General features: G+C 41.2%; 17 protein-coding genes. 4 read left to right on the top strand and 13 right to left on the bottom strand.

The window, feature by feature from the left end:
• Positions 1 to 16: 16 nt before the first annotated feature.
• The 5 genes from N2257_00200 to N2257_00180 form a co-directional block, all read right to left on the bottom strand.
• Positions 17 to 1,033 (bottom strand): hypothetical protein, encoded by a 1,017-nt coding sequence (locus N2257_00200; GenBank protein MCX7792816.1) that lies wholly within the window; start codon positions 1,031 to 1,033, stop codon positions 17 to 19.
• Positions 1,030 to 2,358: a DUF2318 domain-containing protein gene (locus N2257_00195; GenBank protein MCX7792815.1), complete on the bottom strand. Its 1,329-nt coding sequence runs from the start codon at positions 2,356 to 2,358 to the stop codon at positions 1,030 to 1,032. Before N2257_00195 ends, N2257_00200 begins: the two co-directional genes overlap by 4 nt.
• Positions 2,339 to 3,001: an ABC transporter ATP-binding protein gene (locus tag N2257_00190; GenBank protein MCX7792814.1), complete on the bottom strand. Its 663-nt coding sequence runs from the start codon at positions 2,999 to 3,001 to the stop codon at positions 2,339 to 2,341. Before N2257_00190 ends, N2257_00195 begins: the two co-directional genes overlap by 20 nt.
• Positions 2,998 to 4,083 carry an ABC transporter permease gene (locus N2257_00185; GenBank protein ID MCX7792813.1) on the bottom strand — a complete coding sequence of 362 codons (1,086 nt, stop codon included), beginning with the start codon at positions 4,081 to 4,083 and terminating at the stop codon, positions 2,998 to 3,000. Before N2257_00185 ends, N2257_00190 begins: the two co-directional genes overlap by 4 nt.
• Positions 4,080 to 5,321 (bottom strand): ABC transporter permease, encoded by a 1,242-nt coding sequence (locus N2257_00180; protein MCX7792812.1) that lies wholly within the window; start codon positions 5,319 to 5,321, stop codon positions 4,080 to 4,082. Before N2257_00180 ends, N2257_00185 begins: the two co-directional genes overlap by 4 nt.
• A 97-nt stretch (positions 5,322 to 5,418) precedes the next feature.
• Here N2257_00180 and N2257_00175 point away from each other — a divergent pair, with 97 nt between their 5' ends.
• From N2257_00175 to N2257_00160, 4 genes are read left to right on the top strand one after another with little or no spacing between them, the layout of a single operon-like run.
• A complete protein-coding gene (locus N2257_00175) occupies positions 5,419 to 6,300 on the top strand; it encodes an OmpA family protein (GenBank protein ID MCX7792811.1) in 882 nt (293 codons plus the stop codon).
• Positions 6,297 to 7,184, top strand: coding sequence for a radical SAM protein (locus tag N2257_00170; GenBank protein ID MCX7792810.1), 888 nt, complete (start codon positions 6,297 to 6,299; stop codon positions 7,182 to 7,184). The genes N2257_00175 and N2257_00170 overlap by 4 nt, the downstream gene beginning before the upstream one ends.
• Positions 7,181 to 8,563, top strand: a complete 1,383-nt coding sequence (locus N2257_00165) for an MBL fold metallo-hydrolase (GenBank protein MCX7792809.1) — start codon at positions 7,181 to 7,183, stop codon at positions 8,561 to 8,563. The genes N2257_00170 and N2257_00165 overlap by 4 nt, the downstream gene beginning before the upstream one ends.
• A 41-nt stretch (positions 8,564 to 8,604) precedes the next feature.
• Entirely contained in the window at positions 8,605 to 9,594 is a 990-nt protein-coding gene (locus N2257_00160; GenBank protein MCX7792808.1) for a response regulator, read from the top strand.
• On the opposite strand, the gene N2257_00155 is transcribed toward N2257_00160, so the two are convergent.
• The 8 genes from N2257_00155 to N2257_00120 form a co-directional block, all read right to left on the bottom strand.
• The gene (locus tag N2257_00155) at positions 9,595 to 10,935 is read right to left on the bottom strand and encodes a Mur ligase domain-containing protein (GenBank protein MCX7792807.1); all 1,341 of its coding nucleotides are present in this window, start codon (positions 10,933 to 10,935) and stop codon (positions 9,595 to 9,597) included.
• A gap of 37 nt (positions 10,936 to 10,972) precedes the next feature.
• The gene (locus N2257_00150; protein ID MCX7792806.1) at positions 10,973 to 11,734 is read right to left on the bottom strand and encodes an amino acid ABC transporter ATP-binding protein; all 762 of its coding nucleotides are present in this window, start codon (positions 11,732 to 11,734) and stop codon (positions 10,973 to 10,975) included.
• The gene (locus N2257_00145; GenBank protein ID MCX7792805.1) at positions 11,722 to 13,218 is read right to left on the bottom strand and encodes an ABC transporter substrate-binding protein/permease; all 1,497 of its coding nucleotides are present in this window, start codon (positions 13,216 to 13,218) and stop codon (positions 11,722 to 11,724) included. The genes N2257_00150 and N2257_00145 overlap by 13 nt, the downstream gene beginning before the upstream one ends.
• Positions 13,219 to 13,668 (bottom strand): DUF86 domain-containing protein, encoded by a 450-nt coding sequence (locus tag N2257_00140; GenBank protein ID MCX7792804.1) that lies wholly within the window; start codon positions 13,666 to 13,668, stop codon positions 13,219 to 13,221.
• Positions 13,640 to 14,074, bottom strand: a complete 435-nt coding sequence (locus N2257_00135) for a nucleotidyltransferase domain-containing protein (protein ID MCX7792803.1) — start codon at positions 14,072 to 14,074, stop codon at positions 13,640 to 13,642. The genes N2257_00140 and N2257_00135 overlap by 29 nt, the downstream gene beginning before the upstream one ends.
• 21 nt (positions 14,075 to 14,095) lie before the next feature.
• Positions 14,096 to 14,566, bottom strand: coding sequence for an HAD hydrolase family protein (locus N2257_00130; GenBank protein ID MCX7792802.1), 471 nt, complete (start codon positions 14,564 to 14,566; stop codon positions 14,096 to 14,098).
• Between the two features lie 76 nt (positions 14,567 to 14,642).
• Positions 14,643 to 15,308: an ABC transporter ATP-binding protein gene (locus N2257_00125; protein ID MCX7792801.1), complete on the bottom strand. Its 666-nt coding sequence runs from the start codon at positions 15,306 to 15,308 to the stop codon at positions 14,643 to 14,645.
• Positions 15,305 to 16,405, bottom strand: a complete 1,101-nt coding sequence (locus N2257_00120; GenBank protein ID MCX7792800.1) for an ABC transporter permease — start codon at positions 16,403 to 16,405, stop codon at positions 15,305 to 15,307. The genes N2257_00125 and N2257_00120 overlap by 4 nt, the downstream gene beginning before the upstream one ends.
• Positions 16,406 to 16,408 lie beyond the last annotated feature (3 nt).

Raw genomic sequence — 16,408 nt, 5'->3', positions numbered from 1 at the left:
TATTTTTACCCTTAATTTAAGGTCTTTTTAGTTCTTTTAACCACCATGGCAAAAGTATTATCCTAAAAATTAAGCCAGTAATTATCAGAATCAAGCCTGCTACAATTACATAGACTGCATCATCCTTTACTATCTCAAGAAGTACCCAGTAGGTATGACCTGTAACTGTAATGGTATAATTATCAAATTTTAAAGGACTTACTGATTTACCCTCTGCAATTAGAGTTCCCGCCTCCTCAGGATTTATTATCCTGAAGACCTTTAACTCATAGAGTCTGTCATTGAGATTATATTCCTTTGCAAGGATATCGCCCTTTTTTATCTCCTTTGATGGAAGAAGTTTCATGGTTATTCTGTAAGGAAGACCTTCAAGTACTGCATAATCAGTACTGCCTGCTGGAAGTATCCGCAGGGCCAGATCACCTTTAAGGACAAGTTCGCCTTCTCTGTTTTTTACCTCTATGGATGGTGCTATATTAAAATTAAGTATATGAAAGAATGTGCCATCAATCCTGCGGGGTGGGTATACACCCACTCTGTAGGTATTCCTGAAATCGGTTAGCAAGACCACAGGCTCTGTCGTGAATATGGGTGATGGTGATTCCTGCTCTATATCAAGAAATCTCTCCTTTATGGAAGGCTTAATATCCATCACTCCGTATCTTTTTTGAGACCAGGGTATCTGGAATATGTCCTCCTTTCCTGTCAGTATTCTTGTTTCCATTCTCATCGTAGCACTCAGGAAGAATCCAGAAAGGAACAGTAGTATGCCTGAAGGAAGTATGAGCCAGAACAGTGCAAGCAATATATTATTCTTCATTATCTTCCTGAATCTGTAGATTATCTCTATAGTGAGCAGAAAAAGAAAGCCCAAAAAGACTACCTGCCATAAAAGACTTCTTCCAAGTCCTGAGACGAATTGGGCAAAGGCCTCTTCTGACCATGTGCTCCAGGTAAGATAATATACTAGCCATGCCCACAAGATGAGCCTTCTAAGTTTAATAAGCCTTTCGATCCTGAAAAATTCCTTCATTCTCTGCCTATACCTGAGTGTACCAGTTTCCACTTCCTAAGTATCTCCTGGACATCTATCTTTATCTCTGTCTCTGTAAGGATAAAGCTGAGCGGAATGGGATTACAGCCTCCCGGCTCGCCTACTGTTCTGTATGGAATGGGGGTATTACAGTATATGCATATTAAATGCTCTCGTGCCTGTCCATATCCTTCCGGTGCACATATCTCGCAGGCATCAAGGCAGACAGTGAATCTTCCATCAGGCCTCTTGAGAACAAAAAATCTGTAGAGACTGTTATCCTTGTTGAAATTGAATTTGTGAATCTTCCCATCGCTCAGGTCTCGAACTGGCTCTTTTAGTTTAAGCCTTATAAATCCATCCTCCTCAATCACAGGCACTGGCTGGGGTATATAAAGCTCAGGCCCTGATTCCACCTTAAAGAACCAGAAAAGGCATACGATGAGGGTAAAGATAAGCATAGGGACAGCCTTCTTTCTGTTCATTAGCATGAAATCATGTATGTATTTTCTCCTTTCAGCTCCTTTGAGGTTGTCAGGAACATCTAAAGGCCTTTTCAGAAGTCTTGAGACAATGTACAGGGGAGGAATGGCCAGTATCAGTAGTGTTGCTATCAATGTAAAGAATTCTCCAAAAGCAAGACCGATAAAGTTCCATACCGTTGTCTTAAGAAGAGGATGGTCAGGGACCATTAAAAAAACAAAGATCTGGTGGACAAGGTCATGGAAGAACTTCATGAGCCCTTTCTGGACTGCAGGTATAAGGGAAAACTCAGCATATCCACCTGTGCCTCCAAGAAGGAGCTTTATACCGGAAAGACTGAAGAGAAGTCCTGTAAAGGAAAGATAGGGAGATAACTTCGGGGTTATCTTTTTTTCAAAAAGAAGAAGTAAAAATCCTGATATAGCTCCTGTTAATCCTCCTGCATAAGCTCCCCCATAGTTCTCTCTCATTACAGAAAGATCCTTAAGAAAAAAGGAGAGGCTTAATACATCAGAAGTATAAAGGAGCATTACAAGAATTATATAGATTAATCTAAAATCTCTCCCTGATGATAAACCAGCTGAAAAAAAAGCAGTTATCAGTAACAGACCAAAGAAATAGGCAGACGCCCTTCTGATCTGGTCCTTATAAAATACATCGAGCTCTATAAAGGTTCCAGCAATAAAGAGAAGCACAAACCATGATATTAAAATAATTATATGCAGGGAACTCCTTTCAAACTTTCCCGAGCCTGGACAGGAGTTGATAATAAGCAAAGAAAGGCTCAGGGCAATTGATGTCTTTAAAGCTGCAAGAAATGCCTCAGGAATGAACAGGCTCATCCTTTATTATCCTTCCATCCTCCATGGATATAAGCCTCTTACCCCAGGATGCCACAAAGGGATCATGGGTAACAAGTACAATAGTAAAGCCTTCANTTCTGTGAAGGTCTCTAAGGAGCTCAAGAATCATCCTTGTATTCTCTCTGTCAAGATTCCCTGTAGGCTCATCTGCAAGGAGCACCCTTGGAGAATTTATTAATGCCCTTGCAATACATACCCTCTGCTGCTCACCACCTGAGAGTTCAGATGGTCTGTGATTTAGCCTGTGACCAAGACCTACCCTTCTGAGTGCCTCTTTTGCTTCCTCTTCATCAACAATGCTGTGGAAGTACTGGGCAAGCATCACATTCTCAAGAGCAGTCAGGTAAGGTATGAGGTGGGATTGCTGAAAGACAAAGCCTATATTCTCACGCCTGAATTTGGCAAGCTCATCCTCATTAAAGCTGGTTATTTCTTTTCCATCATAGTTAACAGAACCCTCTGTTGGGTAATCAAGCCCGCCCAGGATATTTAATAAAGTAGATTTACCCGAACCGGATGGCCCCATTATAGAGACCCACTCATTTTCCATAATATCAACATCAACTCCTCTCAGGGCAACTGCGGAGGGATAGATCTTTTTAAGACCTCTCACCTTTATCATATCTCTCCTCTTAATATAATTGATGGTCTGTAGGCTGAAACCCTCTTTATTGGTATCATGGCTGATAAAATCGAAAGAAATAGTCCTGTTAAGAATGCCACAGGAATAGCTATAATTGGAAAACCAACTGCCCGCTGGAATGCACTGAATGCTATAAGCTCAGCAGCAAGAGTACCGGTAAGAAGACCTCCAATAGAACCGAGTACGCCCGCGGTAACAGCCTCCAGTGTAAAGAATACCTCTATCTGCCTGTTTGTACCGCCCATCGCCTTCATGAGGGCTATGTCTGTTAGTCTTTCAAATATTGTAGCAGCCATTATCCCTGCTACTGTTATAACAGAGGCAATGACTACAACGATTGATACAATAATAAGCAGGAGTTCTGTTTTTTTAAGCAATGACTCTTCTGATGTTGCTATCTGTCTTACAGCCCTTACTTCAAGCTCAGGTAATTCTTTTTGTATCCGCTCCATGGTAAGGTCAAAGCCCTCTGGTTTAATTCTGAGCATTATAACACTTACTCTATCTTCAAGACCCAGCAGTTTCTGTGCCTCTTTTAACTCCATAATAATGGCATCATCTTCAGGTCCCACTTTTTCGAATGTTCCTGAAATTATAAATTTTCTCTCAGGAGCTCCGCAGGGGATTGAAAGTGATACTTCCTGACCTGTTTTGAGGTTTCCAGCCTTTGCGAGTCTGCTTCCAGCAAGGATATAGCCTTTCCTGACCTCTCCTGTGATCCTAAGACCCCTTATGCTTTCAAAAGGCATTCCGATTATATTTACAATTATTTCTTTAAAGCATGCCCTTCCGTAGAGTTCCGGAAGAACTTCATCTATACCATTAATATTTAAGATTTTTTGAACCATCTCTTCTTTTATGTATTCAGAGGATGTAATAATGGCATTGGCACCGTATGCCTTTAGCTCATCTGCAAGCCTCTCTCGCATACCTCTGCTTAAAATCATCATTGCAACAAGCAATCCCACAGAGAGGGATAGGGCAAAGACCATAAGTAATACCCTCTGGAGTCTCTCCCTTATTGCCTTTCCTACGAAGAAAAAAAGCCAGCGGTATTTCATTCCATACCCTTAAGCACAATAGCAGGTTTTAAAGCAAGTGTCCTTTTTAATGGAATAAAGGCACCTGCGAGATTCATTAAAATTCCACTCACAAGTGCCATGGGAAGAAGAAAGACTCTGTTCTCAAGCCCTGTTCCAAAAACCTCTTTGCCAATAATATTTGAAAGAAAGAGTGAGAGAATAAAGCCTCCAAGGGATGCAAGGATGCTCACCACCGATACCCCTGAAAGAAGGAGCATACTTATCTTCAATCTACTGCCACCCATTGCTTTCATGAGACCTATCTCTCTTGATCTTTTTAAAAAGGAGCTCATGAGGGTTGCAGACAGTCCCATTGCACTTGCAAGGAGTGTTATCAGGCTCATGAGATATACAGCAAGTTTTAATCTCTTAAGAATATTACCCTCCGCCTCAGCAACCCTCCAGACAGGTCTTGCAGAAGAACCCCTGACAACCTCGGCTATCTGTTTTGCAATAGATGTTACATATCCTGTACAGTACCACTTTTCGTATTCTGCAGGTGTCATTGTTGATGGATCTTTATAGGCAAATTCATCCATTGGTGTGGTTAGGGCACTTATCCAGATAGAAGAAATCTTTCCCTGAAGTCCTTTTATACTCTGGAGCTCCTCAAGATTCATAATAAGGGATTCATCTTCCTTAGATCCAGTAGAGATAATTCCAGAAATGGTGAATCTTTCTTTTCCGATTGTAATACTTTCACCGGCAGTCAATTTTAATCTCTGTGCCAGGGCCGAACCTATTAGACACTCTCCTTTAGCAGGAACTCTTCCCTCTATATACCACCATGGTGCAACTGTAAATATGCCTGTTTTCCATGTTCCGGATTCTCCTGGAACAGGAAGTTCTCTCTCAAACCATGTGCCTATAACATTTAACTTAGAGATTTTTCCATTTATACTTACATCAACAGATGATTCAAGAAAGGGAGCAATTCCTATGATATTATGTCTCCAGAATATGGTCTTTATCTTCGGGATATCAGATTCCGTTAGATAATGAGGCTGGCCTGCCAGACTCATTAGACCCCTAACCTCTGGCTCTACGATTATATTTGCACCAAAAGACCTCAATTCCCTCTTAACCTTGTCCTCAATCTCTAGGGAAAGAGAGAGCATGGTAGCAATAACTGCAGTGCCGGCCACAGTTGAGAAAAATATTACAGATATAGCTTTCTTCTCCTTTTTGATGAAGTTTATTATCACCCTGAGGAACATATATAATTTTAACATAAAGGGTGCGGAATGATTTTAAAATAATTACATGGAGTTCTTGCATGATATAATATTTCATGGTGAAATCAGGAGGTGTCATATGAAGGTGTCAATATTATTAGTTTTAATCTTATTATTCAGTTCCTGCGTATCTTCAAAGGAATATAAGGCAAGGCTTTCCGAGATTGAAGGCCTGAAAGTTAGTGTATCACAGCTCGAGCAGACCACAAAAGAGAAAGAGGCTCAGAATAAAGCACTTGAGGAAGAACTTTCAGGACTCAAAAGAAATTATGAAGAGCTGAAGAAAGAAAGGGATAATCTTCTGGAAGACAATGCAAACCTGCGATACCTTCTTGAGGCAAAAAAGGATGAGCTATCAAAGGCAATAACGGACCTAAGGGCAAAGGTTTCTGAAAAGGAGCAGAGGATAAGGGAGCTTGAGCAGGAGATAACAAGACTTTCAGAAGAAAAGGCAAGGGCACTTGAGGAAAAGGAAAGGGCAATCGCAGAGCTTAAAGGTACATATAACAGACTTGTTGCTGAACTTCAGGAAGAAATTAAAAAAGGAGAGATTGAGGTCACGCAGCTCAGGGATAAACTTACCCTCAGCATGGTTGAAAAGATACTCTTTGATTCTGGAAGTGCAGAAATAAAAAGAGAGGGCAAAAAGGTCCTGGACCGGGTGTTTGAGATACTGAAGAATGTCAAGGACAGACAGATCAATATCGAGGGCCATACAGATAATGTACCCATAAGTCCTAGGTTAGCCCATAGATTTCCAACAAACTGGGAGCTCTCCACTGCAAGGGCGACAAATGTTGTTAGATACCTTCAGGAAAGAGGTATTGACCCGTCGGTTCTCAGTGCAACGGGTTATGCAGAATACAGACCTGTTGCCTCTAATGAGACAGAAGAGGGAAGGGCTAAGAACAGGAGGATAGAGATAGTCCTCGTACCCCTTGAGTTAAAAAAGTTAGAATGAAGATTGAATCAAAAGAAAAGGTAGTAGAAGAACTTTATAATCTCCTCAGGGAGTGCAGACTCTGCCCAAGGAACTGCAGGGTGAACAGGCTTGAGGGCAAAAAGGGATTCTGCAGGACTGGCTCAAAACCGGTTATCTCAAGCTGGGGACCTCACTTTGGAGAGGAAAGACCACTCGTAGGAAGATTCGGTTCTGGTACAATCTTTTTTACACACTGCAATCTCGGGTGTCTTTACTGCCAGAACTGGACAATAAGCCATCTCGGGGAGGGTGAAGAGACCACAGTTGAGAGACTTGCAAATATAATGCTCATGCTCCAGTCTGAGGGATGCCACAACATTAATCTTGTTACACCCACGCACCAGACTCCCATGATAGTTGAGGCGATATTCATAGCAAGAGATAAGGGCCTTGAGATACCTGTAGTTTATAACTGCGGTGGCTATGAATCAGTGGAGACACTGAGACTCCTTGATGGAATTATAGACATATACATGCCCGATATAAAATACATGTCCGGTGAATTTGCAAAAAAATACTCCCTTGCTCCAGATTATCCGGAGATAGTTAAGGCTGCAGTGAAGGAGATGCATAGACAGGTGGGAGATCTCCTGATAGACCAAAGGGGCATTGCCGTGAAAGGTCTTTTAGTAAGACACCTTGTTCTTCCAAATGATATTGCTCAGACAGAAGAGGTTGTAAAATTCATTGCTCAGGAGATCTCAAAGAATACATACATCAATATAATGGATCAGTACAGACCCTGCTACAGAGCCTTTGAATTTCCCGAGCTATCACGGAGAATCACTCCTGGTGAATATGAATCTGCAATAAAGGCTGCCCTCAAGGCAGGTCTTAAAAGGATTGATGGAGTAACGGTTTGAAGATAAGGTTTTTCGGTGCTGCAAAGGAAGTTACAGGTTCATGCTTTGTTCTTGAGATAAATAATTTAAAGATCCTGATTGAATGCGGACTTCATCAGGGAGAGGGCAATCACGAAGAAAACTTAAAACCCTTCCCCTTTGACCCATCGGAGATAGATTATATCTTTCTCACCCATGCCCATCTTGATCACTCAGGGCTGATTCCAAAACTTGTAAAGGATGGCTTCAGAGGTCGCATTATCACAACTCCAGCCACAGGGGATCTTCTTGAACTTCTCCTCTTTGATGCAGCCCATATTCAGGAGGCTGATGCGGAGTGGGCGACTAGAAAGGCTCTTAGGAGTGGAAGGCCTCCTGTAAAGCCTCTTTATACAGTAGATGATGTAAGGATGGTACTGCCACTTCTTGACACAAAACCCTACGGGAAAATCTTTCATCTCGGTAGTGGTATTAAGTACAGATTTCTTGATGCAGGTCACATACTGGGCTCAGCAACAATTGAGCTCTGGTATCAGGATGGTCCTGAGGAAAGAAAGATAATCTTTTCTGGAGATATCGGTAAAAAAGGAAGTCCGATAATTAAAGACCCTGAAATAACAAAAGAGGCAGACTATATAGTGATGGAGGGAACCTATGGAAACAGGCTTCACAAACCTCTTGAGGAGAGTATAAATGAGCTTATTGATGCAATAAAAACAACATTCAAAAGAGGAGGAAATGTCTATATACCATCTTATGCAGTTGGAAGGACTCAGGACCTTCTTTATATCCTTAACAATCTTGTAAGAGAAGGAAGGCTTTACAGAATCCATGTTTATCTTGATAGCCCCCTTGCTGAGGAAGCCACAAAGGTCTATCTTGCCCATCCGGAGTGTTTTGATGAAGAAGCAATGAAGCTATTTACAGCAAAAAAAATGGGTGATTCCATGGTACTTCATTTTGTAAAGACCGCAGAGGATTCCATGGCGCTGAACAGAATAAAGTCAGGGATCATAGTTATTGCAGGAAGCGGTATGTGTGAGGGTGGTAGAATCAGACACCACCTCAAGCATAACCTCTGGAGACCGGAATGTAGTGTAATCTTTGTTGGATTCCAGGCAAAGGGAACACTGGGAAGAAGAATCATAGATGGAAACCCTACAGTAAATATCCTAGGTGAAGAAGTAGCTGTAAAGGCATCCATCTACACTATAAATGGCTTTTCAGCCCATGCAGACAGGGATGGTCTTTTAGAATGGTTAGGAAATTTTATTGATTCACCCCGCATATTCCTTGTGCACGGTGAGAGGGAGGTTCTTGAGAGCTTTAAAGATTCTATTGTGGATAAATATGGATTCCAGGTAACCATCCCAGAAAGGGGAGAGAGTTTTGATATATAGTACTTGAAAAATATTTTTAATAATTGTATGCTTTATCTTGGATGGGGGATAAGAAATACTGCATATGCTGTGGTGAGGATGTTCCCTACTACATAGTGGAGAGGGATCAGAAAAGGGAATATGCCTGTTCCTTTTGCGGTTTTACTCTTGATGTTTTAAAACTCTGGGAAGAGCGAGAAGAGGTCATGACAGAGGGAAAGGCAGTTGAGGCTGAGAGGGTGATGGAAAGATATAAAGAATTAACTGAAGCAGGGAAGAAAGGGATTGAAGAAAGTATAGGATCAGGGGTAGAGAGAGCCGATGAGCTGAGAGAAAAAGGGAAAGAAGAGCAGGCACAGAGGGAATTGAATAGCGAGGATCCTGATATAAAGAATGTGGAAGAGGTTTTAATTGAGCAGGTCTCAGAAGATAAAAAAGTCACAAAATTAAAACAGGAACCAACGAAGCTCGGTGAAAGCCCTGCCTTAAAAACAGAGGAAGATACAGGTGATGCACCTTTTGAAAAGGAGGCAATCAGGATAAAATTACAGGCAGAAAGTAAGATTATAGAAAAAGAAGAGAAAGGAAGCCCTGAACGTTCCTTTGCAATAATAGCTGAGGATTCCGAATTCCTGAGAACACTCCTCAAGGAACTTGTTTTAAGGAAATCCCTTTCAGATACTGTTATTACAGCAACAAATGGCCTTGAATTTATAGCTGAATATACCAGGCTCATGAATGAGAGGCGGAGGATAAATTTTGCTATTGTTGATATCAACATGCCCGAGATGGACGGTCTTACAGCTGTAAGGACTGTTAGGGCACTTGAGGACAGAAATAATAGAGAAAGAGTCCCTGTCGTCTTTTTCTCTGCTGTTAAGGCTGATGAAGACCTGAGAAAGCAGATGAGCATTCTTGAGCCAGCCAGTTATATTAACAAGGGTGTGTCAGCCTCACCAAAAGTTCTTGCAGAGAGGGTAGAGGTATTACTTCATTTTCTGACCTACAGATATACAAGAACGGGAAAGGGACATAATTCACGGCCTGGTTAATTATCTCAATCTTTCTGCAATATCTCTTGCGAGTATTGAAAGACTTTCATCTCTTGCGCCGAAGACAACAAAGGTATTCCATCCATCAATCCTGTTCAAGATCTCCTCTCTTTCATCAATTACTTCTACAGACCTTCCCCTCATCCTGATAGCACTGGCAAGGTCATGGCTTGATATATCCTTCTGTACCGTACCACCGGAATAATATATGGGGAGCAGTATAAGGTGATCCTTATCTGAAAGTTTTTCTGAAAAGACCTTTATGTAATCATCCTTCATGAGCCTTGTTGGTCCATAGCCGTGAGGCTGGAATATGAAGCATACAGAATCCCTGAACCTTTTGACCGTTTCTATTAAAAAACCTATTTTATGGGGATTGTGGGCATAATCATCAATGACTAGGTATGTACCGTTGTCAAGAACAATATCAAAACGCCTTTCTACCCCCTTGAATTTTCTGATTATATCACTCATGTCTTTCAGTGATACACCTGTCTCTGCAAGAATAGCTATTGAAGCAAGGGCATTGTAGAGATTGTGCATTCCCGGTAGTGATAATTTAAATCTTATGCCCCTAAGAATAAATTCTGTCCCAAGTGGAAGAAATTTAACCTCATCTGGTCTGTAGAGTGATTGCTCCTTTACTGAAAAAGAGAGCGGCTCTTTAATCCTTAGTCCCTTTATATTCCGGTCATCAAGATTAACTATAACCCTCCTTGAGGTATTATCAATTATCTTCTGGAAGAGTGCTGATGTAATACTGACCGGATGGTGGTCGAGTTCCAGATTCAGCAGGGCAAGATATTCAGGCCTGTAATGGATAATGGTTCCATCAGATTCACATGCTTCAATCAAAAGGATGTCACTACTTCCTGTAAGATAGTTTCCGAGGCCATTTCTTTCCTTTAAGTTCTTTATCCGGCCTCCACCGATGAAATTAGGTTTCATGCCCATTGCATCCATGATAAAGGCAATCATACCTGAGGTGGTCGATTTTCCGCTCGTTCCTGCGACTGCAAATGTTCTGAATCCTGTTGATAGTTCTATAAGGAATTCAGGCCTTGTCTTTAGAGGTATTTTTAGATTCATTACTCTTTCGTATTCTGGATTTGTCTTCTCCACTGCTGTACTGAATACAGCCAGGTCAAAGGAACTATCAACAGCAGCACCGTCCTGAGGGAGAATCTTTATATTTTTATTTTTAAGAAGTTTCAGGACAGGATGTTCTGGGTCTTTATCAAAGGCCCTGTCCGAGCCCCAGACATCATGGCCCCTTTCAGCCATAAAACCTGCTATGGCAGAAAGGCCACTACCACCTATTCCTGAAAAAAATACCTTCATTTATGATATGTGATGTAGTTACCTAATGAATTATCACTCATTTTCTTAGAATCCTGCTAAGGAACAATCTTGTTCTTTCCTGTGAGGGATCTGTAAATATCTTTTCGGGATCTCCTTCTTCAATAATCTCACCCCTGTCCAGGACAACTACCCTGTCTGCCACATCCTTCGCAAAATCCATCTCATGGGTTGATATGAGAGTTGTGAGACCCTCATATATGAGGTCTTTTATTACAGAAAGAACCTCACCAACCATCTCAGGATCGAGTGATGAAGTGGGCTCATCAAAGAGCATTACCTCGGGCCTCATTGCTAGGGCACGGACAATTGCAACCCTCTGCTGTTCTCCGCCTGAGAGTTCATCAGGGTATCTTTTAAGCTTTTCCTGAAGTCCTACTCTCTTTAATAGTGATATGGCATACTCTGTTGCTTCCTCTCTGTTTATCTTTAAAACCCTTACAGGAGCTTCTATTATATTTTCAAGAACAGTCATGTGAGGAAAAAGATTGAACTGCTGAAAGACCATGCCTGCAAGAAGCCTTACCTTCTGCATAGCCTCCCTGTCCTGAGCCGAGGGTCTCTTTTTATTTATTGAATGGAGTTCTATTCCATCAACTATTACTTCACCTCTCTGGAACAATTCAAGTCCATTAATGCATCTGAGGAGTGTACTCTTACCGCTACCTGATGGTCCAATAATGGCAATGGCTTCACCCTTTTTAACAGAGAGATTTATTCCCTTAAGAACAGGGACCTCTCCATAATATTTGTAAAGATCTATAATCCTTATGAGCTCCACTTCCTGCTCCGATTCTTACCTTTAAGTCTCTCTTCAAGCCTTCTTGCAAGTATTGAAAGGGGATAACTCATTCCAAAATAAAGGATTGCCACAATAAGACCAAGCTCAAAGAATCTTAATGTGTTTGCAGCAAGTATGGTATATGTCTTTGTTAGCTCTACCATGGCTATTACTGAGACGAGGGATGAATCCTTAAAGAGGGCTATGAAATCATTTGTTACACCCGGAAGGGCGATCCTGAATGCCTGTGGAAGGACTATCCTTTTCAGTGCAAGCCCTCTGGTCATGCCCAGGGAAAGGGCTGCCTCCATCTGTCCTTTTGACACAGCATTTATTCCAGCTCTGTAGAGCTCTGCCTCATAGGCTGCATAATTCATACCGAGTCCAAGCACAGCTGCAGTGAAGGGACTAAGGGAGATACCGATATTTGGTAAGCCATAGTAAAGTATATAAAGCTGGATAAGTAAAGGGGTTCCACGATACACCTCTATATAGGCTGTAGCAAAGGAGCTAAGAGGGGTTCCTCCATAAAGTCTGATTATGGTTAAAATCAGACCAAAGACTATTGCCAGTGCCATTGATATAACTGATATGACTATAGTAAGACCTGCACCTTTAAGGAGATTGGGAATAAATCTTGAAAGGGGTGCCTCTTTCATTGTCTCAAGTTCAGGATAGCTCTCTTCAGCCATTGTATAAAGCTTNATCTGAGCACTATTCCACATGTCCCATTTTTCATAAATCCTCTTGAGCTCTCCTGTTCTGATAAGTTTTCTCAGTGCGCTATCAATTGCCTCTTTAAGCTCTCTGTCTTCTTTTCTTATGGCAATTCCATAAAATCCCTCACCTACAGGTTCGCCGGCATACCTTAATCTTCTGTCAGGTTTTGCATAATAGGCAGCAATGGGCAGGTCCAGGAATACGGCATCGAGTCTTCCAAGGGCAAGGTCTTCATAGGGTTCAACAACACCCGAATAGACAACTATCTTCACACCACCGATCTCCTCAAGCATCCTGTGTGCAACAGCACCTGAGAGAGTGCCGACCTTTTTACCTTTAAGATCAGAAAGCGAATTTATTTCCTTATTATCTGCCCTCACAACAAGCTGTTCTGTATAAACATAGTAGGGAATTGAAAAGAGAATCCTTCTTGCCCTGTCAGGAGTTATCTCTATACCATTCATGGCAATATCATAGTCACCTCTTTCAAGGCCCGGAATAAGACTGTCCCAGGCATTCTGGACCATCTTCTGTTTAACGCCCAGTTCCCGTGCAATTGCCTCTGCAATATCAACCTCAAAACCTATTAATCTTGAGGGATCTTCAGGATGGGGAAAGACATAGGGTGCTCCGCCTTCAGCATCAGAACCCCAGAGGAGATAACCGCGGGCTTTTATCTCTTCTAGTGTAGAGGCATGACATAATGGATGGAAGGATAGAAATAGGAAAAATGAAAAAATAGTAACCCTAATCTGTGTCCTCATCTAACCTTTGCCTTTTTTGTAATGCTCTAAAAACCTTGTTACTTCTGTTATAAATCTCTCTATGTCCGACAGGTTATTTTTTATGATCTCATAGAGCTCCTCAGCAGAGACCTCATGATACATATGAACCATCCTATTTCTGTAACCAGCCATCTTTATAAGTATTCTGGAATAGTCCTTGTCAGATATTATCTTCTCGCCAAACTTTTTTGCAATCTCTTTATACTCAAGCTCTTTAAAACCATAGCTCTTGGCAAGGATATGCCTGCATGTGTCAAATATGGTTTCCAGAGCTCTCCTGAGATAGCTCTCCGCAGCAGCTGGATTCCTTTTGTCAGAGAGGAATTCTTCTAAAGATAATCTTGAAAGTTCTTTCATCCCCAGAATAAATTCCTGTATTAGATGAAGGTTTTTCTCTATCTTATCTGTTCTCAAGCTCGAAATAACCATCCCGTACTGCCTCAAAGAAATCCCTTTCAAACTCAGTTTTTTTGAAAGATAAATCTGACGCCTTCTTCATTATTTTTTCTTCATAATCATCAACAAAAAGTTCATCTTCATAATATAAAATTTCACCCTTTATGGCTTCATACTGAAATAGAGAACTGGTTTCTTCAAGAAAGACAAGGTCAATATTAAAGGGTTCAAAAAATTCTGTAAGGTCTGCATAAAGTTCTCCATAGGTTTCACTCTTTTTTTCTGGCAGACCATCAAAGACCACGCCTATATCAAGGTCAGTCCCCTTTTCAGGTAAAACATATCTGCCTTTAAGAAAGAGCATACCCTTTTCTTTTTGTGAACCAAAGATATAGGCTAGCTTTACTTTATATTTTTTGAAAATCTCAGGAAGTGTCATGGAAAATTATAACATAAATATCTAAAATCTTAGAGTTGCCTTCAATCTCTTTGGATTCAGTAGAAGGTCAAGGCCATCGGTAATGGATTTAACAATTATATCTGCTGACCTCATGGCATCTCCAGAACATCCCTCATCAATTATTACAGCCACACCAAGCCTTGCTGTCTTGAGCATCCTTGTGTCATTATTTCCATTTCCAAAGGCTATGACCCTTTCAGGTCCGAGTTTTTTTACATATTCTTCCTTCTGTATATCATGGTCTTCGCCTTTAAGGATATGGACCTCGCAATTTATATCCTTGAGCTCTTCCTTTGCTCTTCCAAAGGTATCTGCTGTAAGGATGTGAATCTTTAAATGTTCTGACAGTTCATTAAGCCTTTCTTTTACCCCTGGTATCAATCTTCCATCTACAGAGAGTGTGCCAGTAAAATCTGAGACAAGATGCTCAAGTCTCAGAATTCCAAATCCAGGTATATCTAGCTCAAACATGCCAATTTCCTTTTGGACTCAGAATGAAGAAACTTCAATATATTATAGAAAGGCTTAGGGGATAAAGCAAACAGCGCTAAAGGGTGTCAACCTGAATGAGCCCGTCTTTAAGTCTTACAACCCTGTCTGCCCTTTTTGCCAGTTCAGGATTATGGGTTATAAGTACTACAGTAAAACCTCTATCATTGAGAGATTTCAGGACACTAAATATTTTTTCACTGTTTTCAGAATCAAGATTTCCTGATGGCTCATCGGCTAGGATAATTTCAGGGTCATTCACCAGTGCCCTGGCAATTGCAACCCTCTGCATCTCGCCACCGCTTAACTGGTTTGGAAGCCTGTCAGACTTTCTGTCAAGCCCTACTAATTCAAGAAGTGAGATTATCTTTGCTCGATCAACCTTTTTTCGTGAAAATAAAAGTGGAAGAGTAACATTGTCAAAAACACTGAGTCCCGGGATGAGATAAAATTGCTGGAAGACAAATCCTATCTTTTTTCTCCTTATCTCAACAAGAGCAGATTCCTGCAGACCTTCAATCTCCAGTCCATCAATTTTAATAATACCCTTTGTTGGTTTATCGAGGCAGCCCATTAAATGCAACAGCGTAGTCTTCCCCGAACCTGATGGTCCCACTATAGATATAAACTCACCCTTGGACACAGTCAGGTCTATTCCTTTGAGGGCGTGAACATCCTCTGCTCCCCTTCTGTAGGTTTTGTATACACCTTTAAGCTCTATCATCCCCTTATAGCCTCAATTGGTGTAATCTTTGAAGCCTTCCATGCCGGATAGAAACCTGAAAGTATTCCTGTAAATAAAGAAAAGAATATGCACAAAGCAGCAAGCTCGGGCTCAAAGGATATCATACTTCCAGATGGCACATAAGGTATGAATTTCCTCACAAAGAATTCAATTATTCCTGATCCTATGTTTGCAAGAAAGATACCCGTGATGCCACCAGTTAATGTGAGTATCACTGTCTCTTTAAGTATTATCCTGAAAATATCGAATCTCGATGCACCTACAGCTCGCATCATACCTATCTCCTGAGTTCGCTCAAAAACAGACATAAGTATTGAGTTCATTACTCCTGATGCACTTATCAGTATTGCTATTACTGCCATAGAAAGACTCAGAACCTTACCTGAACTGGCAAGGGATGAAAGGCTATTCATGACCTGTCCCATGGTAACAATCTGTATTCCCGGTATATCTCGTGATAGTTCTTCGATAACCTTATTTAAATTTGCTGGATCTGAGACCCTGACTCCAATTGCTGTTGAGCCTTCTGGCCTATTAAATAAATCCTGAGCCGACTTGAGAGGCATGTATATAAAGGCATCATCCTGACCACCTGTTCTCTCAAGTATCCCTGCTACACGGAATGTTCTTTTTACTGAAGGATAATTTATGATATCACCGATATTAATTCTGTCATGTGAGGCAATTTCTGCACCAATGATTACTTCATTATCACTTTCTGGTATGGAACCTATTACTTTCCATGATGGTTTCAACCTCCTCAGGTGCTTCATCTCCAAACCGTATATCAGATCTATCCTTCCTTTTTCAGGATTGGGAATCTGACCTACAAGAAAGGGAGATGCCAGTTCAATTTCACGGACATTCCTTAGATGTTCCATTACTTTCAGGTCAAGAAATTTAGGTATCACAGCGCCATGGAGCACAAGTGAGGCAACTTCATGAGGACAGCCTGATGGTACAATCATAAAATGAATGCCAGTTCTTTCAAGTTCCCTTTCAAGCCCTCTTTCAAAACCTCTGTTAAAGGATAGAACAGAAAAGAGCACTGCCACCGAGGTAGTTATTCCTGTCAAAGT

The sequence above is a fragment of the Thermodesulfovibrionales bacterium genome (genome assembly GCA_026417875.1).
In the GTDB taxonomy this organism is placed as follows: Bacteria; Nitrospirota; Thermodesulfovibrionia; order Thermodesulfovibrionales; family CALJEL01; genus CALJEL01.
This window is presented reverse-complemented; position numbering and strand designations above follow the sequence as displayed.

Excerpts from the sequence above, each read along its gene's own strand:
- N2257_00200 (MCX7792816.1), bottom strand. The coding sequence starts at position 1,033 with ATGAAGGAATTTTTCAGGATCGAAAGGCTTATTAAACTTAGAAGGCTC.
- N2257_00195 (MCX7792815.1), bottom strand. The coding sequence starts at position 2,358 with ATGAGCCTGTTCATTCCTGAGGCATTTCTTGCAGCTTTAAAGACATCA.
- N2257_00185 (MCX7792813.1), bottom strand. The coding sequence starts at position 4,083 with ATGAAATACCGCTGGCTTTTTTTCTTCGTAGGAAAGGCAATAAGGGAG.
- N2257_00180 (MCX7792812.1), bottom strand. The coding sequence starts at position 5,321 with ATGTTCCTCAGGGTGATAATAAACTTCATCAAAAAGGAGAAGAAAGCT.
- N2257_00175 (MCX7792811.1), top strand. The coding sequence starts at position 5,419 with ATGAAGGTGTCAATATTATTAGTTTTAATCTTATTATTCAGTTCCTGC.
- N2257_00170 (MCX7792810.1), top strand. The coding sequence starts at position 6,297 with ATGAAGATTGAATCAAAAGAAAAGGTAGTAGAAGAACTTTATAATCTC.
- N2257_00160 (MCX7792808.1), top strand. The coding sequence starts at position 8,605 with ATGGGGGATAAGAAATACTGCATATGCTGTGGTGAGGATGTTCCCTAC.
- N2257_00155 (MCX7792807.1), bottom strand. The coding sequence starts at position 10,935 with ATGAAGGTATTTTTTTCAGGAATAGGTGGTAGTGGCCTTTCTGCCATA.
- N2257_00140 (MCX7792804.1), bottom strand. The coding sequence starts at position 13,668 with ATGGTTATTTCGAGCTTGAGAACAGATAAGATAGAGAAAAACCTTCAT.
- N2257_00135 (MCX7792803.1), bottom strand. The coding sequence starts at position 14,074 with ATGACACTTCCTGAGATTTTCAAAAAATATAAAGTAAAGCTAGCCTAT.
- N2257_00130 (MCX7792802.1), bottom strand. The coding sequence starts at position 14,566 with ATGTTTGAGCTAGATATACCTGGATTTGGAATTCTGAGACTTGAGCAT.
- N2257_00125 (MCX7792801.1), bottom strand. The coding sequence starts at position 15,308 with ATGATAGAGCTTAAAGGTGTATACAAAACCTACAGAAGGGGAGCAGAG.